Consider the following 26,727-nt stretch of genomic DNA (forward strand, 5'->3'; position numbering starts at 1 on the left):
ACAAACAAAAATTTAGAGCCGTTCCCCGTTCCGCTTAAACCGGAACAGCTCTAAACGTTTTTAACGTACGGCCACGCGATCATGAGGAGGAAGCACCCCGCTCACGATCGTCATGCATCCAGACAGGGCAGCGCTACTTCAAATTTCCGCAGAAGCGCTGAATACGCACGCAGGCTTCCGTCAGCGCCTCCGTCGAAGCGGCATAGGAGATGCGGAACGCCGGCGAGCCCTCGAACGCGGCCCCATGCACGATGGCCACGCCCTCGTCCTCGAGCAGCGCCGTGACAAAGTCCTCATCCGTCTTGATCGTCACGCCCTTCGGCGTCGTCTTGCCGATCGCACCGGCGCAGCTTGGATAGACGTAGAACGCGCCTTCGGGCTTCGGACAGGTGAGACCGGCCGCCTGGTTCAGCATGCCGACCACCAGGTCGCGCCGCTGCACGAACATGGCATTGTTCTTCTCGATGAAGTCCTGCGGGCCGTTGAGCGCCTCCACCCCGGCCCACTGCGTGATCGAGGTCGGGTTCGAGGTCGATTGCGACTGGAGCTTGCGCATGGCGCTGATGAGGCGCTCAGGCCCGCCCGCATAGCCGAGCCGCCAGCCGGTCATGCAATAAGCTTTTGAGAGGCCGTTGAGCGTCAGCGTGCGCTCGTAAAGTCCCGGCTCCACCTGCGCCGCCGTATGGAACTTGAGGCCGTCATAGACGAGGTGCTCGTATATGTCGTCCGTCAGCACCCAGACATGCTGGTTTTTCGGCTGCATGAGCACGTCGGTCAGCGCTTTGAGGTCGGCGTGCGAATAGGCGGCACCCGTCGGATTCGAGGGCGAGTTGAGGATCAGCCACTTCGTCCGCGGCGTGATGGCCCGATCGAGCGCCTCGGGCTTCAGGCGGAAGCCGTCCTCGAGCTTCGTCTCAGCGAACACCGGCTGTCCCCCGCCGAGAAGCACGATATCGGCATACGACACCCAGCATGGCGTGGGGATGATGACCTCGTCGCCGGGATTGAGGGTCGCGAGCAGCGCATTGTAGAGCACCTGCTTGCCACCCGTGCCGACGGAAATCTGCGATGGCTTGTAATCGAGGTCGTTGTCCCGCTTGAACTTTGCGACGATGGCCGCCTTGAGCTCGGGGATGCCGTCGACGTCGGTGTATTTCGTTTTGCCGTCCTTCAGCGCCTGGATCGCCGCCAGCTTGATATTTTCGGGCGTATCGAAGTCCGGCTCGCCGGACGAAAGCGAAATGATATCACGCCCCTCAGCCTTGAGCTGGCGTGCCTTCATGGACACAGCGATGGTGGCGGATGGCTGGATTCGGTTCAGGCTGTCGGCAAAAAAGCCCATAGCGGCGATCTTTCTCGTTGCTCGGCGGACAAAATGGACAGGCGCGTAGGATGCCCTCAGGCGGCGCGGACGCTACGCTTAGCGTGGCGGAAGTGCAATATGGCTAAGGCCCAATAGCCGCTGGGAGAGGCTGCAAAGCCTCTCGGCCCGAAAATTACGTGTCGCATCGGACACAAAGATAAGATTAAATCTTCTGGTCCAAGGAATATCTGGCGATCGCCACAATGAGAGCAAACCTGCGCCACAGCGGGGGACTGTCATTGTCATCGGATCATGGACGGCCCGGCCTTTGGTGCGCGGGCCTTGGAAAGGAGAGCCCCGTCGCATGTCCCGCCACGACGTATCCTTCCAGTTGCGTAAGCATTTACCCGATCTTCTGGTCGGCCTCGCAACGTTCGCGCTGTTGGCCGGCGTCACCGTCTGGTGCCTCGGCCTCGGCGCGTCCTTCGACAAGGCCGTCGCCGCCTCCCTAGACCGAAACGCCTCCGTAGCCCTTCTGGCCGGCGCCGTCACCGCGATCGTCGTCTTCAATGTCGCCTTCGTGGGTCATCTGAGGCGGGCCTACGCCATGGCGCGCGGAGACCAGGCCGCGAGCCCGGCCTCCTTCCGGGATGCCGGTCCAAACACATAAATGTCAGCGGGTTCTAAAGGCGATGCACCTAACCGGGCTCGCCCATGAACCTCCCACGCGCTATAAGCGTTAGCGTGAATGCCATGATCGGAGCTTGCAGAGGGCTGAACACGATGCTTCGCCGCTTCTCCCGTCTTTCCGCGCCCGTCGCCCGAGCAAGCGTTGGCCTCGGCCTGCTTGCCCTCGTCGGCCTCGGCATTGCGAGCGCGAACACGGAGACCGTCGTTACGGAACGCTTCACCGCCGCCCTCGAAGCTGCCCCGCAGCAAGAGGTTGCACACACGACCTCCAGCCGGGACCAGGCCCTGGTCTCGGGCAGCGAGGCTTATTGGCTGGCAGGCAAGCGCCGTCAGGATGGGACGATGACCGGCGGTACCGTCGAGCCGGCGGCCTGGGGTTCCGAGCCACTGGCGGCAGTGTTCGCTGTCGGGGATCGGATCACCATCGCCAACGGCAAGAGCCAGCGCGTGTTGGAAGTCGTCGCCGTTTCGGATGTTGGCTCGGCAGAAGGGGCAGCCGCCACCGACGCCCACAACGTGGTCGTCACCTTTCGCGATACGAGCTCTCCCGAGGGCCACCTCGTGACCCTGAGCGTCCCCGAAGCCCAGACCCGTCACGGCGCCAAGCCGGCTCGCGCTCTTTAACGCCGGCTGCCAACATCCAGGAGCCAGGAAGACGCGCGGGTTCGCGCCTCGCGTCGCCTCCCCTCTTTCCGTTGCATGACGACCCGCCGCGCTTATGATGCGCCGCGGGCGCGATCCGAACCGGGCCACCCGGGCAGGATAGGCCGCCGCCCGCAAGGAGCAGCGAGCAACGGAGTTCACGGCATGAGGCTCAATCCCCCGACGATCGTGATCTTTCTGATCTCGTTCGTGCTCGCGACGCTGGCTCTGATCACGAAGCTCGGCTTCATTCCGGTGCCCCGCTACCTTCCGCACCAGGAGTTCTGGCTGTCGATAACCGCCTACCTGACGCTCATGGTGGGGAACCTCGTTCGGGGCCTTTAGAGCCTGATCGTTCTCGATGGATGCGGACATGCATTAGCTTAGAGCCGCTCCCCGATTTCACTCAAATCAAAACGGCTCCAGAATGCGACCGCCTCGAGGAGCGTCGCTCACCAGGCGATGGGCTTGCGGTCTCTGAAGAAGCCTCCGGTCGGCCCGTCGTCCGGCAGCGTTGCCAGCCAGACCGCCGTATCCGCGCCCTCCTCGGGCGTTTTCGTGGCGTCGGCGCCTCCCATCTCCGTGCGCACCCAGCCGGGGCACATCGCATTCACTTTGATGTTGCTCCCCGCAAGCTCGTTGGCCGCGATCCGCGTCAGCGCGTTGAGCGCCGTCTTCGACATCCTGTAGGCGGGATAGCCGCTGCCCATCTCGGCCAGCTGCCCCGCCCCCGACGATAGATTGACGATCCGGCCGTATTCCTGCTCGCGCATGAGAGGAGCGGCCGCCTGGATGAGGCGGATCGGCCCCAGCAGGTTGGTCTCCATGGTCTGCCGTACCGTGTCGGCCTTGAGATCGAACAGACTGGCTTTGAATCCGCCCGGCTCGTCTATCAGAATACCGGCGTTGTTGACCAGAATGTCGAGCCGCCCGTAGAGCCGCTTGACCTCGGCCACCGCCGCCGCAGCACTGTCGGCACTGTCCACGTCGAGCGCCACGACAGGCACATCGAGCCCTTCCGATTGCAGCTTCTCTGCCGCGGCGAGCCCGTCCTTTGGATCACGCGCTCCGATCACGGCCAGGACGCCGAGCCGCGCCAATCCGCGCGCTATCTCAAACCCGATTCCTCGGTTTGCGCCTGACACGAGTGCGGTCCGTGTAACAGTCATGCGGGCTTTCCTTCCTCTGTGCACACCGGAGCGGATGATCTCGCGACCTTAAAGGAATGAGGCCTCTGGAGCCAGGGATGATGAGGCCGGAGCACTCGAACCGATGGCGGAGATATGCCGCCCAGCAGCAGAACGCCGGCGCTCCGAAGGCTCGGCGGCAGCGGTCTTCGCAGCACGGGCGCTAGCCGGCGTGATGCGCTCACAGGGAACGCCGTGCCAATGGGTGAGCGGCGGGAGCATCTCGCCCTTCATGAGCACGGACAATGGTCCGAGAACAGACCCTTCCCGCATTTCCGTTCCATAGAGCACCACGGCCATGTTGCCGACACTGCATCCGTTGCCGATGCGGAGATGGTCGGCCTTGAAGATGCGATCTTCGAAGAGATGTGTCTGCACCGTGGCACCGAGGTTGATGCAAGCCTTGTCGCCGATCTCTACGAGATCGAACTCCGAGAACAGCGTGGTTTCGATAAAGCACCACTTGCCGATCTTGCAGCCCATCATGCGCAGGAACGGCGCGATGAACGGCGAGCCCATGAGCGGCTGCATCGCGTTGGCCGCCACCGCCTCGTAGACGCCATTGACGAGCTCATTGTGCCAGACGAAGCGCGACCACAATGGCTTGACCACCGCTTTGTGCGTACCGGTGAAGAGCGCTTTGACGAGTGCCGCAAGCACGATGGAGAGCACCGCCGAAAGCGTCGCCGCCAGCGGCACGCCGGCCAGCACGGCCCATAGCGGCAGCGCCCTGAAAGCGGCCACGACATAGACGGTGAACAGGATGGAGCACGCCACCGTGATCAGGCCAGGCAGGACGATGCGCACGGCGTCCGTCGCCGCCCGCTCAGCACGCGCCAAAAGGCTCGGCTTGAAGATCTGCGTATCCGCAAAGCACGTCATCTGCTGGGTGTTCGGCAGGGCGAACCCGGGCGCACCGAGCCAGCGCGTGCCATCGGGCACGGCCGCCTCGTCCGCCGGTGGGGTCGACGAGACGCCGATCAGGACGTCGTCGCCGATCGTGTGGCCACCCGTCACGACGGCGCTGTTGCCGATGAACGTGCGCGATCCGATCTTCACCGCGCCCGTCTCGAGGACGCCGTTGTGGATACGCTCTCCGCCGACGAGGCAGGCGTCGGCCAGGAAGCTGCCGTCACCGATTTCGAGCACATCCGGGCATACGTGCGACACGGTCGAGATCTCGACGCCGCGGCCGATCTTGGCGCCCAGCGCCCGCATTAAGCCGGGGAAGTAAACCGTCGCATACACCGGCGCCAGGATGGTTCTCGTGTTCTCGAGGAGATAGGCCGAGAACCAGTGGCGAAGATACGTCACGCTGTGAAGCGACACCTGGCCCGCCTTGAGCGGGCCGATGAGCCGCTTCAACAGGATCATGCCCCGGATATAGCTGAGCAGCCATACCGGCACGGCGACAAAGGCCGCGGCCACGCCCCACCACGGACCGCCAAGATAAAGACTACCGAGGATCAGCGCCGCCGCCGGTAGCGTGGCGAGGATCAGGAAGTACCCCATGACGTAGATCAGGGACAGGTGCACGAAGCCGTAGATCAGGCGCATGAGGCTGCGCCCCGTACGGCGCAGCTGGCCATCGCTGGCGGGCCGGGGCCGCCGCTTCGGCTGAGGCACCTCGACAGCCGCGGCCGGCAGCGCAGGCACGCCGCGGCGCGCCTCTCCCGCTTCCATCTCGATATCGTCGGGCAGGAGCGACATGTCGTCGAGCCGCGCGCCATCTCCTATGCGCGTATTGAGGCCCAATGCGCACTGCATGCCGATGAAGCAGTCCTGCCCGATGCTGACCGGCGCGATGATGAGATAGCCGTCCTCGACGCGATAGCCGAGGATCTGCGTCTCGACGCCAATGCTCGTATTATCGCCGATCGAGACCATATCGAAGGCCGTGCAGAGCGGCGTAGACAGCGTCACGTTGCGCCCGATCTTGGCACCCATGAGCCGCCAGTAGAGGCTCATGATCGGCGTGCCTTTGAACATGTCGGCCCACGCCAGGGCCTGGAAGCGGTTCGCGATCCACCAGCGCAGATAATAGAAGCTCCATACCGGATAGCGGCCTGGCCGATATCGGCCGACTACAATCCACTTCACCGCAATGCTTAGCATGAGCAAGAGCGGCCAGAGCACGAAGCCGACAACCGTCGAAAGTGCAGCCGCCACCGTCCAATGCATGTGGCCGTCGACAACCGCCGTGACGACGAGCACCGCGTAGGTGAACGGCAATGCGAGGATACCGTAGTAGAGGGTCGCGACGACGAGTTGCAGCGCAGCCGTCGTCCACCGCACGAGCGGATGCACGGCTTTGAACGCAGCCTCGCTCGGCGTCGGCCCAGCCGCGTCGGCCCCTTCTTCTGCAGACACGCCTTCGCTGGGGCATGCCTCTGCGCATTCCGGTGCCACCCGGCGGATATGATTGGCGATCCCGATGACAGTGCGGTGCTCATAGACGTCGCGCACCGAGAGGAACGTCGCGCCGGTGCTTTCGCGCATACGCGTGACGGTTTGTGCCGCCAGCAGGGAGTGCCCGCCGAGGTCGAGGAAGAAGTCGGATTCGACCGATATCTCGGGCAGCCTGAACGTCTGCTGCCAGGCCTCGGCAATCCGGCGCTCGAGTTCGTCGGCCGGCATGACGACCACACCGACATCGATGAGCAGCTTTTGCGGTGCCGGCAGCGCCTTGCGATCGATCTTGCCGCTCGTAGTCATCGGCAGCTCGTCAACCACATCGAGATACTGCGGCACCATGTAGGCCGGCATGCGCTTGCGGAGAAGATCGGCAAGTTCGTGGCGATCGAAGGCGTCCTCTCCGCCCTCACAGACGACAAAGGCCGCAAGCTCCTTTAGGTCCTTCGTATCGACCACGCACACGGCGGCCGCCATGATCGCAGGATGCTCGAGCAGCACGGCCTCGATCTCGCTCAGCTCGATACGGAATCCCCGGATCTTGATCTGATCATCGAGCCGCCCGAGGAAGTAGAACTCCCCGCTCTCCCCGACCCGCACATGGTCGTACGTCCTGTAGAGGCGGTCTCCATCCGGCGAGCCGAACATGTCGGGAATGAAGCGGCTGCTCGTGAGCTCGGGAAGGTTCATGTAACCGCGGGCGATACCGGGGCCACCGATGAAAAGCTCGCCGCTCTCGCCAGGCCCGACGGGGTGGAGATCCTCATCGAGGACGTACACGGAATAGCCGGGCAGCGCTGAGCCGATACTCACCGGCTCGCCCGGGCGGCATTCGCTCCACGTAGCGACTACCGCGGCTTCCGTCGGCCCATAGGTATTGAGCATGCGACGCCCAGCGCCCGCCCAGCGCTGCACAAGTTCGTTCGAGCAGGCCTCGCCGCCGACCACCAGCGTGCGCACCGTCGGCAGCTCCCGATCGATCATCGAAAGCATGGTCGGCACGGTCGAGAAATACGTGATCTCTTTTTCATCGATGAAGTCGGCCGCGTCCGCCGGGGATCTTTCGACCTCCTCGGTCGGAACCACGAGCGTGCCGCCGCGCGAGAACGCCGCCCAGATCTCCTCGACCGAGGCATCGAATGCCGTCGAAAAACCCTGATAGATGCGGTCGCTGGACGACACTTTGTAGATGGTCCGCAGAGTGCGCACGAACGCCGCGGCGTTGCGGTGCTCGATCATCACGCCCTTGGGCCGGCCCGTCGATCCCGAAGTGTAGATGACGTAGCAAAGATCATGCGGTTCAACCGCGCGGGCGAGAACCGGCGGTGTCGTTGGCAGCCGCGTGATCCGCCTCTGCTCAATATCGAGGCGAAGGACCGGAGCTCCGACGCCGCCGTCGAGGGCGTCGGCCAGCGGGTCTTCCGTGATGATCACGCTCGCCTGCGAGTCTTCCATGATGGCGCGGATGCGCTCGAGCGGGAATCTCGGATCGATTGGCACGTACCCGGCACCGGCCTTGAGAACACCGAGCATGGCGCCATAGAGGTGGGGAGACTTCTTGAGATAGAGCGCAACGAGGCCGCCCGGCTTTACGCCACGCGCGACGAGCGCATGGGCCACCTGGTTGGAGTAATGGTCGAGCTCGGCGTAGCTCAGCGTCTGATCGGCGAATTCGACGGCGCTCTTGTTCGGCCGGAGCGCGACCTGCGCCTCGAAGAAGAGATGGAGAAGGCGGTGCGAGGATGTCGTGCGCGCACGCCGGACGTGTGACTCCCAACCCGTATTGAGCATGGGCCATGCCTCAGTGGGCGAGGCACAATCGGGCCCGTTGCCGCGGTCATGCCGGCCGCGGCTGATAAAGGCTCCGTTTGTGTTGGATCGACTGGATTGCTGGCGGTGCGGAAAGTCTGCACGGCCATGCGAACTCAGGCGGTCATCCTCGATCTCGATTTCTAGTTTCGAGAGACAAGGGGCAAAGCCTGTGCCATGCGCGCCGCCGGCGGTGTCCTAACCGACGCTCACCGCGGGGCGTACGTGCACTGCAGGTGTTTCCTTCAAAAAAATAAGGAGTTACGGATTCGTCCTAATGCTGCAGGGCAGAATTACTTACAAATGCATTGATAGAACAGCGGCCTCACGCACGGAGGACGTCCCAAAGTCTGAGGCCTGATTGTCCTGGTCTGGAACGCGGAAAAAGTCCGTGTGCAGGATTGAAGCAGCCTCGCCGCAGCGCTCGCGGCGCCGCGTTAACATTAATTGTTATCCTTCATGAACCGTGTCCCGCATGCTCTATTTTGGCACGCCCAACCACGCTTAATGCACGAGCGGCCCTGCCGCGGTCATCCTTGTTCAACATAGAAAGACAAACGACGTGCTGCGTGCGCCTCTTGCTATCAAAATGCTGGCTCTCTCACTGGTCGCGGTCTGCGCGCCAGCCTCCGCACATACGATCGAGGGCGATATGAGGACGATGAGGAAGGGCTATGACATCGGCAAGAGCAAACTCGTCCCGGTCTATCCGAGAGGTTACGACTGCTCGCCGCTGACTTCACTCTACGCAAGCTGGATCGACGTTGACGGATCACGCCGCAGCCAGATCCATTCCGGCGTCGATGGCGGCCGCCTCGGCGATCGCATCCTCGCGCCCGCTTCCGGCATCGTGAAAGCCGTGTGGGTGGCGAACTGGGGTTGGGGCCAGGAAGGCGCGCTTCTGCTTGCCCATACAGCGGACGACCTGAATTTGGACGATGGCGCGCCGCTCTATTACACGGCCTACGATCATTTGCGTTACGGCGACATCAAGCATCTCGAGGTCGGACAGAGAATAGAGCGAGGAACGCCGCTGGCGCGCGTCTACCGCCCCGGCGGCCACAGCTTCTATCTGCCCGAGGTTCATTGGGAGGTCTGGGAGGTGCAGGCCGACGGGCTGAGCTGGGTTACCAACCGCCACGGCGGCCGGGAATGGCGCAACGAACGCGCACGCCTGATCGATCCGCTCTATTTGCTCGGCATCCACAATCCGCCGCTCGACGGCAAGTCGGTTCGCATTGTGCCCTTCGAGCCTGACGCCGACTACTCCGAGTTCCGCGGCTTCACTTACATCTTCGAATGCAAAAAACTGTAGAGCCTGATCGTTCTCGGTGGATGCGGACACGCATTCACCGAGAACGTGAATCAGTCTCTCAAATAAAAACTTAGAGCGCGTTCACGTTGCACAATCCGATTCCGATAAAAGTGAACGCGCTCTAACCTTGATGGCAGACGGATAGATGCCCTCGCGAGGCTGGCATCGGTTTTGCGTCAGCACGCATCATCACCCTCCGGGTTGATCCCTACGGACAGGAGTTGAAGATGCGTATCTCGACCATTTCCGCACTGCTCTCGGTTTCCCGCGGCCCGGCCCTGGCGGTCGTGGCCGCCTTCGCCCTTCAGGCGAGCCCGGCTCTTGCCGACGAAGGCTGCACATCGGCGGCGAACGCACAGAGCAACATCGGCACGGTCTGGTGGTCCGAGCTCTTGAGCACCGACCCGGCTCGCAGCCAGAGCTTCTATCGAAGCCTCGCCGGCTGGAGCGCCAAGACCGTAGCCGCCAGCGACACCTCGCGTCCGCCGGCCACGGGGGAAGCGGAGTACACGATCTTTACGCACGCCGGCGCCGAGGTTGCAGGCGCGACCAAGGTCGAGGCCAACGATCCGGCCGATCCCCGTCCCGGCTGGCTCACCTATATTCAAGTGGTCGATGTCGACCAATCGGTCATCGAGGCGATGAAGAACGGCGGCCGCATCCTCAAGCCTCCGTTCGACGAGCCGACAGTGGGGCGTATGGCCATCGTTGCCGACCCGGACGGCATTCCCGTGGGCCTTGTAACGCCCACGGCCGCGACGCCGGTCAACTGAGCACGTCTCCCGTCCGCCACTGCCTGCTCAAGACGGCGCGCGAAAGTACGGGCCGAGACACAGGCTTACAGCCGTTCCGCGAGTCCACGCGAAGCGGAGCGGCTGCGCGATCCGAGTGACGCAGCGGCGACCTCGGCCTCGGGCGCTGCCCCGCACGCCCCCAAAAGCTCTCGCCAGGAAATCCCCACCTGCCGAAGCGAAGAATGTTGCACGCTCAACGAGAATCGTGGGTTACGGGGATAACTACGTGACAAATGCGCCATCCTCTGCAGATAAAATTGCACCACGGAGTATCTTCTCCTCGACAGGAAGGCGTGAATCATCGCGTTTGGAGTAGATTGTATCTACGTGGGACTTTTGTAGCTTGCGTCCAGATCCCGCGCCGCAACGCTTAAGAGGATCCCAATGCAAAACCGCACCGTAACGTCCGTCTTGGGCGGCCTCGCGCTGGCTCTCGCGAGTAGCACGGCGCTTGCAGACGGTATGCCGTCATTGAAGGATACCGTCGTTGCTCCCTCCGTTCCAACGTGGTCCGGCGGTTACTTCGGCGGCAGTGTCGGCTACGGCTGGAACGACTCCAAAAACCGCTACCGCGACTCCGACGGCGACCGGATAACCGGCAAGGAAGATGCCGACGGCGGGCTCGTGTCGCTCGTCTGGGGCTATGATTGCCAGTGGGATCGGATCGTCGTCGGCGGGTTTGTCGATGTCGACTGGTCCGACCTCAGGCGGAAGGATGCCACCGGCAGCCTCACGATCGACCGCTCGTTTGCGATCGGCGGCCGCATCGGCGTTCTCGTGACGCCGAACACGCTCGCATTCGTCACCGGCGGCTACACGCGCGCGCATTTCGACAATGACGGCCGGTGGTGGGATTACGCCGATACCGGCTTGCGTGGAAGAAACTCCGCCCACTTCGACGGCTATTTCGTCGGCGGCGGCCTCGAAACACGGCTGAGCGGCAACTTCTTCCTCCGTGGCGAGGTCCGCTACGCCGATTACGGTTCCGAGATCATCAACAGCGGGACCTTTGGCGGCGTCGATTACATCGACAAGGAATATCCCGAGATCGTCACCACGCGCATCGGCATCATCTACAAACTCGGTGCCTCCGAGCCCTGGCGCGGGACCAGCGACGGCAATTACAAGGTGATCAGCTACTCCGGCATCGACGTCGCCAAGGACATCTGGACGCTCTATTCCGGCAACCTCTTCGCGCTCAACGGCGACTTCACGCGGAGCGGCTTCGTCGCGCGCACCTTCGGCTTCTATTCCGACTTTGACGGCAATCCCTATGACGGCAAAGACCGCGCGGTGGACGTAATGCTCGGCTATCTCCACTATGCCGGCCAGTTCTCCATCGTGGGCTACGTCGGCATGGAGGTTCGCGACATCGACCGGGACGTGCTCGACATCGGCACCGAGACCGGTTTCAAGGTCGCTCTCGAGATCGAGACAATCGATGAAGCGCCTTACTACTTCAGCTTCGACACCAGCTACTCGACGGCGTTCGATACCTATTTCGGCCTGCTACGTGTCGGCCTCAATCGCAACGGTTGGAAGTTCGGCCCCGAGGGCGAGATCTGGAGCGAAGAAGGCTCCACCACGACGCGGCTCGGTGCCTTCGTCTCACTCCCGCTCACGATCCTTCCGAATGTGCCGACGGAGCTAACCTTGAGCGGTGGCCACCAGTGGGTCGACGAGGATAGGAACAGCGACTTCCTCGCCACGCATGGTGGAGAGGGCGCTTACTTCAACTCGATGATCAGCATCATCTTCTGATTTATTCGGGGAAGCAGACGTAAAGGCGGCGCGCCTCTGGCTCGCCGCCTTTTTCTATGGCCGCTCGCAGGACATCGCCATGATTGCTTCCCACTTTTCCGGAAGCGCTTTAGAGTCACCGTGGCGCTCAGTGGCAAGGAGATCACGTACATGCGAGCATGGACCGGCCGTATTACGCTCGCTCTCACGCTCGCAGCAGCGGCGGCGACACCCGCCATGGCGGAGGATGCTGCGAGCGGCCCGACGCCCGCACTACCGGCGGCCCGCGCAGCGGTCAAGAATTTGGCTGATGGTCTGAAGGCGCAGCTCGGCGCGGCGATCCAGTCCGGTGGGCTCGTCTCTGCGGTGACGGCGTGCCACACCATTGCTCCAGCCGTCACAGACGAGGCGTCGAGCACAAGTGCGCTCACCGTGCGCCGCACGGCTCTCAAGGTACGCAATCCGGCCAATGCACCGGACGCTTTCGAGCGCAGGGTTCTCGAGCGCTTCCAGCGCGAGATGCGCGCCGGCAGCGATCCTGCCAGCCTCGAACATGCCGAGACCGTAACCGAGGGCGGCCGCGCCGTCTTCCGCTATATGAAGGCCATCCCGACGGCGGCCACGCCCTGCCTCGGCTGCCATGGCTCGAACGTTCAACCCGAGGTCAAGGCCGAGATCCTGCGCCTCTATCCGAACGACGAGGCAACGGGCTTCAGCGCCGGCGATCTCCGCGGCGCCTTTTCCGTCTACAAGCCCTTGTGACGCGTTCCTCCCTTGAACACGGCTTCATCCGTGTCCACCGCCACGACCTCGAGCTCGCCGTCACCGCTGTTGTCGTAGGTGAAGCGGAAATGCGGATCTGACGAAATCGAGATGCTGGATTCCATCTGAAACACCACCTCGTCTCCTCGCCTGACGGTCAAGTCCCGCACGAAACGCGCCGGCGTGTACGCCCGAGATATGGGATCCATCTGGAGCCCGTTGATGTTCGGATGACGGATCATGATCTGCGCCTCTCGCAGCGGCGATGACGGAAGCTCGGGCTCATAGCTGCGCACGACGATCTTGCCGAGATCGGCGCTCGCCCCATCAATATCCTTCGGGGCCGGCGCCGAGCATCCCCCTGACGCCTTCACGAATGCCTTCGCCATGTGCAGGCTCCCGTCGCTCGTCTCGATAACCGCCCGCACATAGGAATAAGTGTCGATCCGCACCCGCGTCGTGAGGGACCGCTCGCCGCCTTCGCCTGCCGCCGGTCCGAACGTGAACTTCGCGGCCACCGGAGAGGGGTTCTGGTCGATGATCAGCGTCGCCGACTTGAGCGGCGCCTTGACTGACGAGGGAATACGGACGGTGATGGGCACGGTCGCGGCATCCTCTGCGCGCTCGGGCGCATCGATCGCCACCGCTCCGTCGTTCTCGGCAATCGGTCGGTCCGCAAACACCTCCTGGCGGAGCGAAGGCCACATGTCCTCATCTGCGGCGACCGTTGGTGTAGCGGCCGGAACGAAGCCCGCCGTGACCAGGAATGCAATCGCTGCGGCTGCCCCACTAGTCTTTCGCATCCGGACCGCAACGCGCGTGTGTATCGTCATCGGTTATCCTCCCTGGATCGTGGTCTCCGCCCGATCGATCATTCCCACTCGAGCTCGGTAAACGCCGTCGTGACGTTGCGCACGTGATAGGTATCGAAGAGCTCCCAGTTCGGGCGCTCAGAGAGCCCCGCCAATTTGCTTGCTTCGCTGAGCGTCTTGTTCTCACGGATCAGCCTACGCACATCATCCGCCACCGTCTCCAAGTATTGCCGCTCCGGCGCGAGCGCCTCCGGAAACGCCATGGCATGCGGCCCATGCCCCGGCACGACGCGCGCGGCCTTCCGGTTCGCCATGTCGTCCAGAAGCGCGAGCCAGCCCTTGATGGAGCCGTCGATGGTCGGGATATGACGCGAGAACAGAAGATCGCCCATGAACAGCGTATCTGTTGCCGTATCGGTCACGATAAGATCGTTATCTGTATGCGCCGTCCGCTGCGCCTCGCACACGAGGCTGCGCCCGCCGAGATCGATCGTCGTCTGATCCTCGACGGCTATCGTCGGCAGCACGATCTCCGATCCCGCGAACGCGGCCTCGCCGATGAGATCACGGTTCGTTGCAAGATAGCTCTCGGCGCGCATCGCGAGCGCACGCTCGAGCTTATGGTGCCCCACGAACGCCGGCGCATCGTCCTTGAACGCTGCATTTCCGAAGACATGGTCGGGATGCATATGCGTGTTGATGACATAGCGGATGGGCCGATCCGTGACGCTCCGCACCGCCGCACGCAACCTCACACCGAGCTGATAGCTGCCGAGCGTATCGATGACCGCCGCCGCATCTTGCCCGATGACGAAACTGGCATTGGCGATATCGCCCCGGTTCGCGGCCGACTGCTCCTCATAGCGCCCCTGGTGCACGAAGACGCCTGGTGCGATCTCCTTTACGGCCAGCGCGGTCTGCTCGGCACGGGTCGGAACGGAGCGCAGCACAGGCACCGCCGCCGCCGCAAGGGCCGACATGAGAAACGTCCGGCGCTGCAGGCCGGAAAACGTGTCATTCCTGTGCATCATGGTCTCGTCATCACCATCTCTCAGCCGCTAAACTCCCTGCCTCCAAACTTTACGGTATGAGGGCATCGGCCACATCTCGGAGAGCCGGCCTGATCAATTTGGGATCCTTGAGCGCCCACGCCACGAGGCTGGCGCCCTGCAACGTGCTTAGAATGACGAGGGCGACCCGCTCCGGCTTGAGGCTTTGAGGAATCTCCCCGGCATCGATACCGTGCGCGAGGATCCCTTCGAGCCAAGCCAGATGAATGCCGAAGAAACGCTTGACGCGCCCCTGCATGGAAATCGGGAGATCCGCAGCTCCCGCCGCCAGCGCGCCGCAGAGCGGCATCAGTCCGTCGCGCATGCCTCCGGAAAAGAAATCACCGTAGGCCAGAAGCTTGTTTTTCGTCTGCAGACGCCGGCCGGCAAGCCGCTCGAGATCCGCGACGAACCGGTCGAGATAGGCATCGATGAGCGCGTTTCCGAGGGCTTCCTTGGTCGGGAAATGATGATGCACGCTCGCTTTTCGGATACCGACACGCGCTGAAAGATCGGCATAGCTGAATGCGGTGTATCCCACCGTGCGGACGAGGGTTTCCGCCTCGGCCAGAAGGGCAGTTCGTGTATCCGGCGTGCTCATGCAGAAAGACTACCTACCTATAGGTAGGCCGTCAACACGAAGGTCCGCCCGAGGGATACGCACGGGGGCGGAACCGGACGCAGGCGCGATCCCATAAAAAATGGCCGGAAACACTAGGTTTCCGGCCAAGGAGATGTGCACGTGCCGTCACGCGTGCACAGGGGGATGGGTTCTGAGCCTCAGCGGATCGTAGAATGGCATCCGGACCACGGTAGCCTTGAGCACCTTGCCGTCGTCGTTGATTTCGAGCGCCGTTCCGAGCTGTGTGTGGGATGGCGCGATCTGCGCCATGGCCAGCGACTTCATGAGATGCTGGCTGAACGCCGTGCTCGTCACGACGCCGACATCCTTGCCGCCCGCCAGCACCCGCGCGCCCGGCGTCACTGCTTCAGCTGAGGCGACCTCGAGGCCCGTGATCAGCGAGCGCTCCTTGCCCTTGCTCGCCGCAAGCGCTGCCTTGCCGCGGAAGTCCGGCTTACTGAGGTCGACGGTCCAGTCCGCGCGCACCTCCCACGGGGTCGTATCGCCATGCGGCATGTCGAAGGGGAAGAACAGGAGACCGCCTTCGACGCGCAGGATGTCGAGGCACGACCAGGAGACCGGCATGACGCCCTTCGCCTTGCCGGCCTCGAGGATCGAATCCCAGATGAACGGCGCGTCCTTGCTCGCGCAGTAGACCTCGTATCCACGCTCGCCCGAATACCCACCCCGCGCAATCGACACGTCGCGGCCGAAGAGCGTGGTCTTCTGGTGCTTGAAATATCCGAGATCGGCGAGCTTCATCGGCGTGTGCGCTGCCAGCACCTCGAGCGCGACCGGCCCTTGCAGGGAAAGAATGTGTACGTCGTCATCGCGCGTCGCGGTGACGTCATACTTGCCGATGACCTCCGCCACGGCGTCCTCGAACGCGCCACCGCCATGCGAGACACGGAACTGGTTCGGACCGTCGCAATAGACGAGAACGTCGTCGATCAGGGCGCCCTTCTCGTTGACGATATTCGTGATGTGCGAATCGCCGGGCGCGACCTTGGAGACATCCGTCGTCAGCAGGTAGTTGAGGAAGTCGACGGCTTGCGGTCCTGCGACGTCGATCATCTTTAAGGCCGTGACCTCGATGAGCCCGGCCCGGTAGCGGGTCGCCGCGACTTCATCGTAAGGATCCGTCGCATAGGTCTGCGGCACCGGCATATCGTTCCAAGATTGGCTGAGATCGGAGCCGAGCGCGCGGTGGCGATCGTTGAGGACGGATTGCCGAGATGCAGTGGACATGAAAAACATCCTTCAATAACTGGCGATCGAAAGCCGCAGCGGCAGAGACCATGCGGCCTATGAGGTGACGGCATCGTTGCGAGACCTGTTGGCGTTCCTCGAGCGCGACAACGCCGGCCTGCTGCCGGACGCGATGCCTGTCGGGCCCTGAGGCCTTCCGCCAGGCATGCCTTCGTGAACGATCCCTTCTCCGGAAATTTTGACGGGTGCCCTTCGATCCGCAGATCGGAACGGCACCCGCCGTATGCGCCTTGGGGCGTGATCCCGAATTGGTTGACGGCGCGCCATTGGGCACGCCGCCAACTTGCTAGCCGGGAAGCTGGAAGAACCAGTTCGCGGTGAGCACGACCACAACACCCGCGATCAGCGTCAGGTAGGGCAGGATGCCTGCCTTACGGACCTTGAGCTCCGACTCGGTCAGGTTCAGGTCGGCCAGCATGTGGGACGGGAACTTGCCCTTGTCCTGCACATAATGGCGGAACAGGAACACGGGGATGATCAGGCTGGCGGTGATCATGCCGGCCCACAGCGCCACCGGGTTCCAGACCTTGGCACCCGCGCCGAGGAACATGGCGTTCACGAACGCGAAGATCACACCGAGGACGAGGAGCGGCGTCGGCGCCTTGAACGGACGCGGAATGTGCCCGTTGTCGATGCGATGGATCCAGCCCGAGTTCAGGTTGAGGAAGTTGAAGATCAGGTAGCAGCAGTTCGAGATCGCGAGAATGAAGAAGTAGCTCGTGGCGTCGGCTGCTGCGATGGCGAGAAGCGGCAAGTTGAAGATCAGGTCCGTCCACATCGCCGACGTCGGTGCGCCATGGCTGTTCACCCGCGACAGGTAGCGCGGCAGCCAGCCGTCCACCGACCCCTGGTAGAGGGTGCGCGACGAGCCTGCCATCGACGTCATGATGGCGAGCATCAGCGCGAAGATCATCAGCATGATCATGATGGAGGTGATGAAGCCGCCGCCACCGACCATCTGGCCCATTGCAGCCGCCACACCCGAGCCATCGCCGATCGACTCTTCAAGCATGCCCTCGAGGCCGAGCACGCCCTGGAACGTGAAGGGCACGAGCGTGTAGAGCACGATGCAGAGCAGCCCCGAGTAGAAGATGGCGCGGAAGGTGTCCGTCTTCGGGTTCTTGAACTCGCTCGTGTAGCAGATCGAGGTCTCGAAGGCGTATGCCGACCAGGCGGCGATGAAGGTACCGCCGAAGAAGAGCGTCCATCCGCCAATCGACCAGTCGCCGTCCACAGCCACATACGCTTCCTTGAGCGGCACCAGCGGCGAGTAGTTATCCCAGTTGATCTGACCGGTGATGATCGGCACGACGCCGACGATCAGCATCGGAACGATGACGAAGAGGCCGACGTACTTCTGCACGTTCGCGGTGCCGAGAACGCCGCGATGCTGGATGGCGAAGGTCACCAGCATCAGCACGACGCCGATGAAGAACGTCCAGTTGAACGAGAACGAGACCGGGCCGATGGTGCCGGACGCGGCCGTCCAGTTGCGGAACTCCGGCGTCAGCGCGGCAACGCCATCCTGCGCGAGGAGCGCAGCGACGGCCTGATCAGAGGTCTGGCCGGCGTTCGCGGCGAGCCATTCGAGCACACGCGGGCTGTCCGCGGCGATCGTATGGGCGTTGGCCTGCACCCAAGCCAGGACCTCAGGCGAGTTCGCGGCAGGGATCGGTCCAAGCGAGTTGAGGATATAGGCCGCGGCAATGGAGCAGCCGAGGGAAAGCACCGGCGTCCATGCGAGCCAGTTGCACCAGACGGAAAGCGGCGCGATGAATTTCGAATAGCGCACCCAGGCAGAGGCGCCGTAGACGGACGCACCGCCGGATTTGTTGGGAAATAGGCCGGCAATCTCCGCGTACGTGAACGACTGGATGAAGCCCATGAAAATGCTCGTAATCCAGACGAGCAATGCGGCCTTTCCGGTAATGCCGGCAATGCCGCCAATGGAGAACAGAACCAGCGCGGGCACGCCGCTGGCAATCCAGAATGCCCCCCTCCAGTCAATCGTACGATGTAATGTCGACGGTTGATCGACCGACAACGTGCTCGTTGCGATGCTCATTGTTTCCTTCCCCAATTCACTTTCTGATTTTTTGCGACGTCCAGCCCCAGGCGCATGAAAAGTCCTTGGGTTGGAAAGTCGGGTGAATTTGGTCTAACGGCAGAGAAAATCAGCTTTTCGGTGGCAGGCCATCCCCATCCAAAAAAGACCAAATCCATCCAAAATACGCCGGATTTGATACGGCAGATACTACTCTAAAAGAGAATCGATCACGATCAATAGAAAAAGTTGCCTTAGAGGAAACTTTGATGGCGTGAACAAATAACAGGCACGACTCATCCGCGGCATGACGCCGCTTTCTCGCTTGTTCTTTCGCTGGAAAAAGAGGTCGTGGTTGGATATGGTTTCGCGCGGTCAACCGCAGCTTTTACGTGCGCGGTCCGCAGGCACGGGCCCCGAAAGCCCATAGGCTGAGGACCGTCGCGCTCTTGCCTCGACATGGTTCGAGAAGCGCGCAACCGCGAAAATAGGAAGCGATGCAACGCCGCTACCGATCCCGACCAATAATATTTGGCGAAACGCAGGGGATGACGATGCAGATCAAATCAGACGATCAGCCGGAAATGCCGCCTTGGGAGAAAGACGTGGCGCGCCATCCACTTGTGAAACAGCCCGTAAAAACCGTTGCATCGCGCATTTTTGACCGCATTGTTTCCGGCGATTACTCTTATGGGACGCGAATTCCCGCGGAACGGGAACTTGCCGGACAATTCGCGGAATCGCGCACCACCATCCGTCAGGCTTTGGACTTCCTTGAAGTCTACGGAGTGGTGTCGCGCCGTCCTGGTTTGGGAACCTTTGTCGCCTATCGCTCCGCGGCGCGACTCCCCCGCGATGAGCCTCCCTCTGAGGGCATGATCAACATCACGGCCATCGCCGAGACGGTTTCTCCCTTCGAGTTGAATGTCGCCGTTTCGATTCTCGAGCCGGAGATCGTACGGCTCGCGACGATCTACATGTCGATCCGCGACCTCGCGAACCTCCGCACCCTGCTTGAGCAATTGCACGAGGTCGTCACCGATGCGGATCGCTTCGCGCATCTCGAGAAAGACTTCATGATGGCGATCTCGAAGGGAACGCACAACTCAGCGATCATTACGATGTACCGTGTACTGCATGAGATCCGCCAGCAGCCCCAATGGTGCGCCGGCAGAAAACGCACGCTCACGCCGGACCGCATCCGTGAGGCGCAGCGCGCGCTGCGCTCGCTCTATACCGCGCTTGAGCGGCGCGATGTCGACAATGCCGTCGAATGCATGAGGCTGTACATAGCTGGCACTCAGGAGGATATGATCTACGCTGCGCCGTAGGCACTGCCGGGCACATGGCCTCGCGGATGCACTCGGCACTTTAGCAACGGGCCTGGTTAATGGTTGTGCGGTCGAGAAGTCCTTTCGCTTCGGCACTGTCGCTAGCTCTTGCCGACCACTCCATCGAATCTCCAACGGTCCTGCGCGTGGGCTTTCTCGCCCCGCTGACCGGAAAGCTGAAATCGTGGGCAGAGCCCGGCCTCAACGGCAGCCTGATCTGGCGCGACCGCGTCAATGCCGCCGGCGGCATCAAAGTCGGTATGCGCCGTTACATGGTGGATCTCGTTCCCTTCGATACCCAGTTCCAGCCGGAGTTGGCGCTGGCCGGTGTCCGGAAGCTCATCAACGAGGACGACGTAAAGTTCATCCTGATGGTGGGCGGGAACGACTTCACCGAGCCGGTGCGCAAGATCGTCAACAGGCACCGGATGCTCGTCGCAACCCTGCTGCCGAGCGATCTCAGCCCCGATGCGCCGACCCTCGTCGCACCGAGCGAGGTGCACCCGATCTACAACGTCACCGGCGTCGATTGGCTGAAGCGCCACGATCCCTCACTCAAGACCGCAGCGATGTGCGCCCAGGACGATCTGCACGGCCTGCCGTCTATTGCCACCTATCGCGCCGCGTTCGAGGCGGCTGGCATCTCCCTCGTCGCCGAACATCTGTTTCCGATCGAGACCACGGACTTCGGCGCCATCGTCGACAAGCTGCTGGCGAACGATCCAGACATCCTATGCTGGGATACGGCCTACGAGCCGTTCCTCCACGCGCTCACGTACGAGGCCTTCAAGCGAGGGTTCAAGGGCCGTCTGCTGGCCTGCACGTGCGACAACTATGAGAAGCTGATCGCCCGGACAAGCCCGGAGTTCATGGAGGGCTTCGTCTTTCAGTTCCCGGACTTCGACGACGAACGCCTCAACGACTCCCAGGTCAACTTCGAGAATGCCAACGAGTTCTATGCCGAGTTCTGCGCGCGTTTCCCGGGCACCTGGAGCGCCGTCTCGTGGGAATACGCCTCGACGCTCGAGCTGTGGAAGATGGCCGTGCAGCGCGCCCGCACGGTCGATCCGTTCTCCGTTCTTGCGATGATGAAATTCGGCGGCGTAGGCCACCACGCCTTTGGAGAGGCCGTCTGGTGGGGCCAGGAACTGTTCGGCATCGACAACGCGCTCGTCGGTGATTGGCCTGTCGTGATGATCGAGAACGGCCGCGCGCGCATTCAGGAGTTCGCCTCGATCATAGACTGGTGGAACCGGCACAAGGCGCTTCTCATCCACCACATGCGGGCCATGAACCTGATGTGGGACCAGCAGGCCGCCGCCCGCGTCGTCTCGCCGTGACCAGAGAAACGATCCTGCTCCAGGGGCCGTTGCGCGGCCGCGAGCAGACGCAAGCCCCCAGCCGCGCGCGGCTCAAGCCCCGTTCCGGGACGGGACACACGGCGGGCCAGGACATCCCATGCATCAACCGAATGAAACCTGCTCCGCGCTCGGGGGTTTCGAGAGGAAGGAGGCACCGAAACCAACCGGAGGTCCCCATGGTAGCTGGTTCCTTATATGCCGTTGATGGTCCGGATAAGCCCGCCCTGCAATGGGCGCTGCTCTATCCCGAGCGCGGCCAGACGGTTACGTTCAAGATCGGTGAGGATATCGTAGAGGCCCGGATCTCGGAGATGGAAGAGATCGCCGGCCTCGAGTTCAATCTGCGTGGCTCGTTCGCGTCCGGGTCGCTCAAGGGCGCGCCTTTCAAAGGCTTCTACAGCATCAAGACACGAACCGGCACGCTCCAGCTCGACGACGCAGACTGAGCCTCGCTCTTCGACGGAAAACGGAAAAGAGAAGCAGCGCGCGCAAGTCCTCGTTCCGAGCAGCGGCCTGCCTCGGCCCAACGGCACATATCTATTTTCGTCCGGGTTCGCCGGAACTTCACCGATGAGGCTGCATTGACCTCAGTGTCAGTCAAAGGCGAACCCGGAGGATTGATCCTGTGCCCCGCGTCCCTCTCGCCTCGCTCCTCGCCGTTCTTGCATTGTGCTCCTGTCCCGCCCTGGCCACCGAGACGGCCCGGTTTGACGCGCCGCAGCCCGGTCAGCCGCCGGGCGCAGAGCAGACCGTGAAGCCGCAGGCTCCGCAATTCGCAACCTCCGGCCCCGAGTGGCATACGCCGGGCCTCAATCCGGCTCTCTTGCGCTACAGTCATCTCGATCAGATCACCGCAGCGAACGTGAACCAGCTCGCTGTCGTCTCGACCTTCTCGACCGGGCTCAACAAGGGACACGAAGCGGCGCCGATCGTCGTTGGCGGCACGCTCTACGTCGTGACCCCCTACCCGAACGTGCTTTACGCGCTCGACATCACAAAACCTGGCACGCCCCTCAAATGGAAATTCGAGCCGCAGCCGGAAGCGGCAGCTCAGGGCGTAGCCTGCTGCGACGTGGTCAACCGCGGAGCGGCCTATTCCGAGGGACGCATCTTCTTCAACACGCTCGACGGGCAGACGTTGGCGCTGGATGCGGAGACCGGCAAGGAGCTGTGGCGCACCAAGCTCGGAAACATCCACATCGGTGAAACCATCACCATGGCACCGCTGGTCGCAAAGGATAAGGTGATCGTCGGAAACTCGGGAGGTGAATTGGGCGTCCGCGGTTGGGCGACCGCGCTCGATGCCGCGACGGGCAAGATCGTCTGGAAGGCTTACAGCACAGGCCCCGACAACGAAGTTCTCATCGGCGCCGACTACAAACCCTTCTACGACAAGGAGAAGGGCAAGGACCTTGGCGTCACCACATGGCCGACGGACATGTGGCAGCAGGGCGGCGGAACGGTGTGGGGCTGGGTCAGCTACGATCCCGACCTGAACCTCATCTACTATGGCACGTCCAACCCGGGTCCGTGGAACTCGTCGATGCGGCCGGGCGCCAACAAGTGGACGGCCGGAATCTTCGCGCGCGATGTGGACACGGGACAAGCTCGCTGGTTCTACCAGCTCTCGCCGCACGACGTCTCCGATTACGACGGCGTGAACGAGAACATCCTTCTCGACATCGACTGGAACGGCCAGCCGAGGAAGGTGCTCGTCCACCCGGATCGCAATGGCCACGTCTACGTCATCGATCGCACGAATGGCGAGGTGCTCTCAGCCAAGCCCTTCCATGCCATCAACAGCTCTCTTGGGGTCGACCTCAAGTCCGGCGAGCTCATCTACAATCAGGAGAAGCGCCCGCAGGCGAACAAGAAGGTGACGGACATCTGCCCGGCACCCCCCGGCGCCAAGGACTGGCAGCCCTCAGCCTTCTCCCAAAGCACGGGGCTGCTCTACCTGCCGCATAACAATCTTTGCATGGACATCGTTGAGACAGAGGTGGGCTACATCGCGGGCACACCATATGTCGGCGCCGACGTATGGATGAAGCCCGGCCCAGGCGGACACCGCGGAGAATTCAGCGCTTGGGACATCGCCGCCGGCAAGGAAGTATGGACCATCAACGAGCGCTTTCCCGTATGGAGCGGCGCCCTGGCAACGGCTGGTGACGTGGTGTTCTACGGAACCATGGAAGGATGGTTCAAGGCCGTGGATGCCAAAAGCGGCCAGGAGCTTTGGAAGTTCAAGGCCGGCTCCGGCATCATCGGCCAGCCGACGACGTGGACCGCCCCCAATGGCAAGCAGTACGTTTCGGTTCTCTCCGGCGTCGGCGGTTGGGCCGGGGCCATCGTTTCAGGCGAGCTGGATGGCCGCGACGGCACGGCGGCGCTCGGTTTCGCCAATGCCATGCGCGATCTGCCCGAGCACACCGCAGCAGGAGGCATGCTCTATGTTTTTGCATTGCCTTAAGGCCGGGCTCGCGGCCACTGCCCTCGTCGGCCTCGTAGCCGGAGATGCGGCGGCGCGCGAGCTGCGCGTCTGCGCGGACCCCGACAACCTTCCCTATTCCCACCGCAATGGCCAGGGTTTCGAGACTGAGCTGATGCGGCGCGTCGGCCAAGAGATCGGAGCCGACGTGACATTCGTCTGGAGCTATCAGTGGCGCGGCTTCGTGCGCAAGACGCTGCGCGCCGGCCTGTGTGACGTCGTCCCGGGCATGGCTGTCGGAACGGAGCGGGCTCGCCTCACACAGCCCTATTACACGTCGAGCTACGCCTTCGTAACGCGCAGCGAAGGCAAACCCATTCGCTCCTTTTCCGAACTCTCGAACGACATGACCATCGGCGTGCAGCTCGTCGGGGACGATGGAGCGAATACGCCGCCGGTGGAAGAGCTCGCAGCGCGGGGCATCTCCGCCCACCTCAAAGGGTACATGGTCTGGGGGCAGAGCCCTGCGCAAGGCACCCCGCTCGAAAGCATCATGCGCGCCGTGTCCGACGGATCCCTAGACGTTGCGGTGGTGTGGGGTCCGCAGGCCGGCTATTTCGCGACCCGCGAGGAAGCGCCGCTGACCGTCACAATCGTGCCGGCCTCCGACAAAACCACTCTGCCCATGAGCTTCGACATCGCCATGGGCGTGCGCAAGGATGATGCCGCACTTGCTACCGAGCTCGATGCAGCGCTTTCAAAGCTCAAGCCCGACATCGAAGCCTTACTCGACCGCTATCATATCCCACGCGTTCGACAGGCCCAGAATGGCTCCCATTAAGGCAGCCGCAATCGCGCGCGAAGATGCGGGCCGATCCTTATAATCGACCCGCTCTCGTAAACGGCCCCCTCTCAATCAAGGTCAAAAACCTGCCGCCGCTTGGTCTCCCGTTTGGCTATGCCTCCCGCCGGGCCGCGATATGCCGGTCAGGGCCTCGCCGGTCGCCGCCCTGCCGTCCGAGGACATCGCCACATCGCCGAGCGAGATGATGCCAACCAGCCGCTTGTCGCGATCGATGACGGGCAGGCGGCGGATCTGCTGATCGCCCATGTTTTGCGTGACATGCCTCAGGTCTTCGTCCTCATAACAATACCGCACATCGCGGGTCATGACTTCCGCGACGCGCGTTTCGGGCCCCTTGTTTTGGCCGATGGCCCGGATCGCAATGTCACGGTCCGTGAGCATCCCGACGAGCCGCTCGTTTTCGGCGATGGGAACAGCGCCGCAGTCGATCTCGCCCATCACCCTCGCCACCTCCTTTATGGATTGCTGGGGGTTAGCGATGTAGACATCCCGTGTCATGGCCTCTCGTACCTTCATGGTCCTTCTCCTCCGTGCTGCAAGCTCCCAAAACGCTAAACGCGCGGGTTCCCGGAGCGGAATTCCTCGCTCCTTGCGAAACGAGGCAACAGGTCCAGAGTTCCGGGACGGAGCGCCGGAGCCGGAACACACCTTCGAGCGGCGCGTTGCCTCGAAGATCCTCTCAAAGGAGACCGATGTGCAGCGGCCTCTGCAAATCTCCTACAAAAACCTCCCGACCTCCCCGGCACTCGACGAGTTGATCCGGGAGCGCGCCGCGGCGCTCGAGCGCTTCCATCCGCGAATTGTCGGGTGTCGCGTCGTGATCGAGATCCCCCACCGGGGAGCCGATAGCGCCAAGGTCCCCATCGGGGTCACCGTGGAGGTCGACGTACCGAACCGCGGCCTCGTCGTCGCCAAAGATGTGCAGGAACGCCGTGAGGCCAAGGGAGATCACACTGCTCCCCTGAACGCGGCGTTCGATGCGGTCGAGCGTCAGCTCGAGAAGATCAATACTGTCCAGCACGGCGATCGAAAGCGTCATGCCGCGGCCGGCCGCACGGCGATGGTCGTCCAGATCGTTCCTGAGCAGAGTTACGGCTTCGTCGAACTCGACAATTCGACTGAGCTCTACTTCACGCGCAATGCCGTCGTGAGCGGCAGCTTCGATGACCTGAGCGTCGGCATGATGGTCGTGGTCACGCCGGCGACCGCGGAAGGGCCGATGGGGCCGCAAGCCAGTTCCGTGCGTCTCTTCGACAAGGCAAAGACCCCGGCGTGAGGAGACGCGTGCCACGGGCGCCTCGCTAAGCGGCGCGGGCGGGCGCAACGCTCATGCGCCGGCAGCTTTCTGCGCATTCCTGGCAGACGGCTGCACAGTCCTCCATGTCTCCGACGTCCGCGCAACTTTGCGCACACGCCGCGCAGATCTCCGAACATGCGGCGCAGACCTGACGGTGCTCCGCCACTCCTGTCATCATGACCGCGGCCGATGCCCGGCATATTTCGGCGCACGCAATCATCAACGAAAAATGCCGCGGCTCGGTGTGGGCACCACCATGCTCCAGGCAAAACTTCATCGCGGTCGTCAGACAGGTATTAGCGCAACGCGAGCAAACCTCGATGCACGCGATCATGTCCTCTGGCAGCAATTTCATCGCACTCGCTCCTTGCAAACGTCCAGATCCAGCGCGGCTTGACGTCGCCGGCGGCGTGAACGGCATCCGTTGATGCCCAGCCTGGTTTCCTCATTGAGGTGCGACGTCTCGCACCTCGCCGGCTTCCATTTATGAGGAACAGCCCCCTGGACCCGGCGTTGGTTCCACGTGTCGTTCGAGAAGCGACATGGAAGGTAGCGGGCGATGGGGCGTCGTTTGCCCAGTGCCGACGTCGGGTTATCCCACGTCAATCGCTCCGTCGTTGCGCCTCTGGCCGTGTTTCCGCGGCCCTTCCCAACCTCTTCAAAAAGCGAAAGGACACCAGCAATGGCAGGACACACATCAGATCGCGGCTTCGCCTCCATGGACGAGAACAAGCAACGCAACATCGCCAGCAAAGGCGGTAAGAGCGTCGACCCGGAGGATCGCAGCTTTGCGAAGGACCGTGAGCTGGCGAGAGACGCCGGCAAGAAGGGTGGACACGAAAGCGGCGGCAACTTCGCCAACGACCGCGAACGTGCGGCGGCAGCTGGCCGCAAGGGTGGGCAGGCTTAAAGGCAGTGTTTCATCACTGTCGGCTATCGGACGAGAGGAGCATCCAGCATTCCCTGGATGCTTCTTTTCTTTATCCGCCTCATCT

At 62.7% G+C, this 26,727-nt stretch carries 24 protein-coding genes; 14 read left to right on the top strand and 10 right to left on the bottom strand.

Translation table 11 applies throughout. The features are described from left to right. Positions 1 to 133: 133 nt before the first annotated feature. Positions 134 to 1,342 (bottom strand): pyridoxal phosphate-dependent aminotransferase, encoded by a 1,209-nt coding sequence (locus V7P99_RS04100; RefSeq protein ID WP_333793514.1) that lies wholly within the window; start codon positions 1,340 to 1,342, stop codon positions 134 to 136. 325 nt (positions 1,343 to 1,667) lie between these two features. On the opposite strand from V7P99_RS04100, the gene V7P99_RS04105 reads away from it, so the two are divergent. From V7P99_RS04105 to V7P99_RS04115, 3 genes are all read left to right on the top strand, one after another. Next, positions 1,668 to 1,973, top strand: a complete 306-nt coding sequence (locus V7P99_RS04105; RefSeq protein WP_333793515.1) for a hypothetical protein — start codon at positions 1,668 to 1,670, stop codon at positions 1,971 to 1,973. 113 nt (positions 1,974 to 2,086) lie between these two features. Continuing rightward, positions 2,087 to 2,617, top strand: coding sequence for a hypothetical protein (locus tag V7P99_RS04110; RefSeq protein ID WP_333793516.1), 531 nt, complete (start codon positions 2,087 to 2,089; stop codon positions 2,615 to 2,617). A gap of 183 nt (positions 2,618 to 2,800) precedes the next feature. Further along, positions 2,801 to 2,980: a hypothetical protein gene (locus V7P99_RS04115; RefSeq protein WP_020086719.1), complete on the top strand. Its 180-nt coding sequence runs from the start codon at positions 2,801 to 2,803 to the stop codon at positions 2,978 to 2,980. Positions 2,981 to 3,087: 107 nt separating this feature from the next. Here the strand turns inward: V7P99_RS04115 and V7P99_RS04120 are convergent, their stop codons facing one another. Together V7P99_RS04120 and V7P99_RS04125 are read right to left on the bottom strand one after the other, a co-directional pair. Beyond that, a complete protein-coding gene (locus V7P99_RS04120) occupies positions 3,088 to 3,804 on the bottom strand; it encodes an SDR family oxidoreductase (RefSeq protein WP_333793517.1) in 717 nt (238 codons plus the stop codon). A 48-nt stretch (positions 3,805 to 3,852) separates the two neighbouring features. Continuing rightward, on the bottom strand, positions 3,853 to 8,025 hold the full coding sequence (locus V7P99_RS04125; RefSeq protein WP_333793518.1) for a Pls/PosA family non-ribosomal peptide synthetase: 4,173 nt from the start codon (positions 8,023 to 8,025) through the stop codon (positions 3,853 to 3,855). Positions 8,026 to 8,695: 670 nt separating this feature from the next. Between V7P99_RS04125 and V7P99_RS04130 the strand changes: the two genes are divergently transcribed. From V7P99_RS04130 to V7P99_RS04145, 4 genes are all read left to right on the top strand, one after another. Beyond that, positions 8,696 to 9,358 carry a M23 family metallopeptidase gene (locus V7P99_RS04130; RefSeq protein WP_333793519.1) on the top strand — a complete coding sequence of 221 codons (663 nt, stop codon included), beginning with the start codon at positions 8,696 to 8,698 and terminating at the stop codon, positions 9,356 to 9,358. A gap of 227 nt (positions 9,359 to 9,585) precedes the next feature. Further along, the gene (locus tag V7P99_RS04135; RefSeq protein ID WP_333793520.1) at positions 9,586 to 10,131 is read left to right on the top strand and encodes a VOC family protein; all 546 of its coding nucleotides are present in this window, start codon (positions 9,586 to 9,588) and stop codon (positions 10,129 to 10,131) included. A gap of 405 nt (positions 10,132 to 10,536) precedes the next feature. Continuing rightward, the gene (bcsS, locus tag V7P99_RS04140) at positions 10,537 to 11,913 is read left to right on the top strand and encodes a cellulose biosynthesis protein BcsS (RefSeq protein WP_333793521.1); all 1,377 of its coding nucleotides are present in this window, start codon (positions 10,537 to 10,539) and stop codon (positions 11,911 to 11,913) included. Between the two features lie 150 nt (positions 11,914 to 12,063). Further along, the gene (locus tag V7P99_RS04145; protein ID WP_333793522.1) at positions 12,064 to 12,654 is read left to right on the top strand and encodes a Tll0287-like domain-containing protein; all 591 of its coding nucleotides are present in this window, start codon (positions 12,064 to 12,066) and stop codon (positions 12,652 to 12,654) included. Here the strand turns inward: V7P99_RS04145 and V7P99_RS04150 are convergent. From V7P99_RS04150 to V7P99_RS04170, 5 genes are all read right to left on the bottom strand, one after another. Then, positions 12,639 to 13,487 (bottom strand): quinoprotein dehydrogenase-associated SoxYZ-like carrier, encoded by an 849-nt coding sequence (locus tag V7P99_RS04150; RefSeq protein WP_333793523.1) that lies wholly within the window; start codon positions 13,485 to 13,487, stop codon positions 12,639 to 12,641. The two genes, V7P99_RS04145 and V7P99_RS04150, sit on opposite strands and share 16 nt — an antisense overlap. A gap of 38 nt (positions 13,488 to 13,525) precedes the next feature. Then, positions 13,526 to 14,497, bottom strand: a complete 972-nt coding sequence (locus V7P99_RS04155; RefSeq protein ID WP_333793524.1) for a quinoprotein relay system zinc metallohydrolase 2 — start codon at positions 14,495 to 14,497, stop codon at positions 13,526 to 13,528. A gap of 49 nt (positions 14,498 to 14,546) precedes the next feature. Then, positions 14,547 to 15,116: a TetR/AcrR family transcriptional regulator gene (locus V7P99_RS04160; RefSeq protein WP_333793525.1), complete on the bottom strand. Its 570-nt coding sequence runs from the start codon at positions 15,114 to 15,116 to the stop codon at positions 14,547 to 14,549. 147 nt (positions 15,117 to 15,263) lie between these two features. Beyond that, positions 15,264 to 16,385, bottom strand: a complete 1,122-nt coding sequence (locus tag V7P99_RS04165) for an aminomethyltransferase family protein (RefSeq protein WP_333793526.1) — start codon at positions 16,383 to 16,385, stop codon at positions 15,264 to 15,266. 307 nt (positions 16,386 to 16,692) lie between these two features. Continuing rightward, positions 16,693 to 18,471, bottom strand: a complete 1,779-nt coding sequence (locus tag V7P99_RS04170) for an APC family permease (protein ID WP_333793527.1) — start codon at positions 18,469 to 18,471, stop codon at positions 16,693 to 16,695. 527 nt (positions 18,472 to 18,998) lie between these two features. Here V7P99_RS04170 and V7P99_RS04175 point away from each other — a divergent pair. The 5 genes from V7P99_RS04175 to V7P99_RS04195 all read left to right on the top strand — a co-directional run bounded on the left by V7P99_RS04175 (position 18,999) and on the right by V7P99_RS04195 (position 24,411). Next, a complete protein-coding gene (locus V7P99_RS04175; protein ID WP_333793528.1) occupies positions 18,999 to 19,781 on the top strand; it encodes a FadR/GntR family transcriptional regulator in 783 nt (260 codons plus the stop codon). Positions 19,782 to 19,927: 146 nt separating this feature from the next. After that, complete coding sequence (locus tag V7P99_RS04180; RefSeq protein WP_333793529.1) at positions 19,928 to 21,121, top strand: ABC transporter substrate-binding protein; 1,194 nt, start codon at positions 19,928 to 19,930, stop codon at positions 21,119 to 21,121. Between the two features lie 197 nt (positions 21,122 to 21,318). Next, positions 21,319 to 21,588, top strand: coding sequence for a hypothetical protein (locus V7P99_RS04185; protein ID WP_333793530.1), 270 nt, complete (start codon positions 21,319 to 21,321; stop codon positions 21,586 to 21,588). A 179-nt stretch (positions 21,589 to 21,767) separates the two neighbouring features. Next, positions 21,768 to 23,612, top strand: a complete 1,845-nt coding sequence (locus V7P99_RS04190; RefSeq protein WP_333793531.1) for a methanol/ethanol family PQQ-dependent dehydrogenase — start codon at positions 21,768 to 21,770, stop codon at positions 23,610 to 23,612. Beyond that, positions 23,593 to 24,411, top strand: a complete 819-nt coding sequence (locus tag V7P99_RS04195; protein WP_333793532.1) for a quinoprotein dehydrogenase-associated putative ABC transporter substrate-binding protein — start codon at positions 23,593 to 23,595, stop codon at positions 24,409 to 24,411. The genes V7P99_RS04190 and V7P99_RS04195 overlap by 20 nt, the downstream gene beginning before the upstream one ends. A gap of 81 nt (positions 24,412 to 24,492) precedes the next feature. Here the strand turns inward: V7P99_RS04195 and V7P99_RS04200 are convergent, their stop codons facing one another. Next, complete coding sequence (locus V7P99_RS04200; protein WP_333793533.1) at positions 24,493 to 24,951, bottom strand: CBS domain-containing protein; 459 nt, start codon at positions 24,949 to 24,951, stop codon at positions 24,493 to 24,495. Between the two features lie 178 nt (positions 24,952 to 25,129). Here V7P99_RS04200 and V7P99_RS04205 point away from each other — a divergent pair, with 178 nt between their 5' ends. Beyond that, on the top strand, positions 25,130 to 25,711 hold the full coding sequence (locus V7P99_RS04205) for an HPF/RaiA family ribosome-associated protein (RefSeq protein ID WP_333793534.1): 582 nt from the start codon (positions 25,130 to 25,132) through the stop codon (positions 25,709 to 25,711). A 25-nt stretch (positions 25,712 to 25,736) separates the two neighbouring features. Here V7P99_RS04205 and V7P99_RS04210 read toward each other — a convergent pair whose 3' ends face one another. Next, the gene (locus tag V7P99_RS04210; protein ID WP_333793535.1) at positions 25,737 to 26,087 is read right to left on the bottom strand and encodes a four-helix bundle copper-binding protein; all 351 of its coding nucleotides are present in this window, start codon (positions 26,085 to 26,087) and stop codon (positions 25,737 to 25,739) included. Between the two features lie 327 nt (positions 26,088 to 26,414). Between V7P99_RS04210 and V7P99_RS04215 the strand changes: the two genes are divergently transcribed. Further along, positions 26,415 to 26,642, top strand: a complete 228-nt coding sequence (locus tag V7P99_RS04215) for a general stress protein (RefSeq protein ID WP_333793536.1) — start codon at positions 26,415 to 26,417, stop codon at positions 26,640 to 26,642. Positions 26,643 to 26,727 lie beyond the last annotated feature (85 nt).

Origin of the sequence: Hyphomicrobium sp. (assembly GCF_036780825.1) — a bacterium.
Taxonomy (GTDB): Bacteria; Pseudomonadota; Alphaproteobacteria; order Rhizobiales; family Hyphomicrobiaceae; genus Hyphomicrobium_C.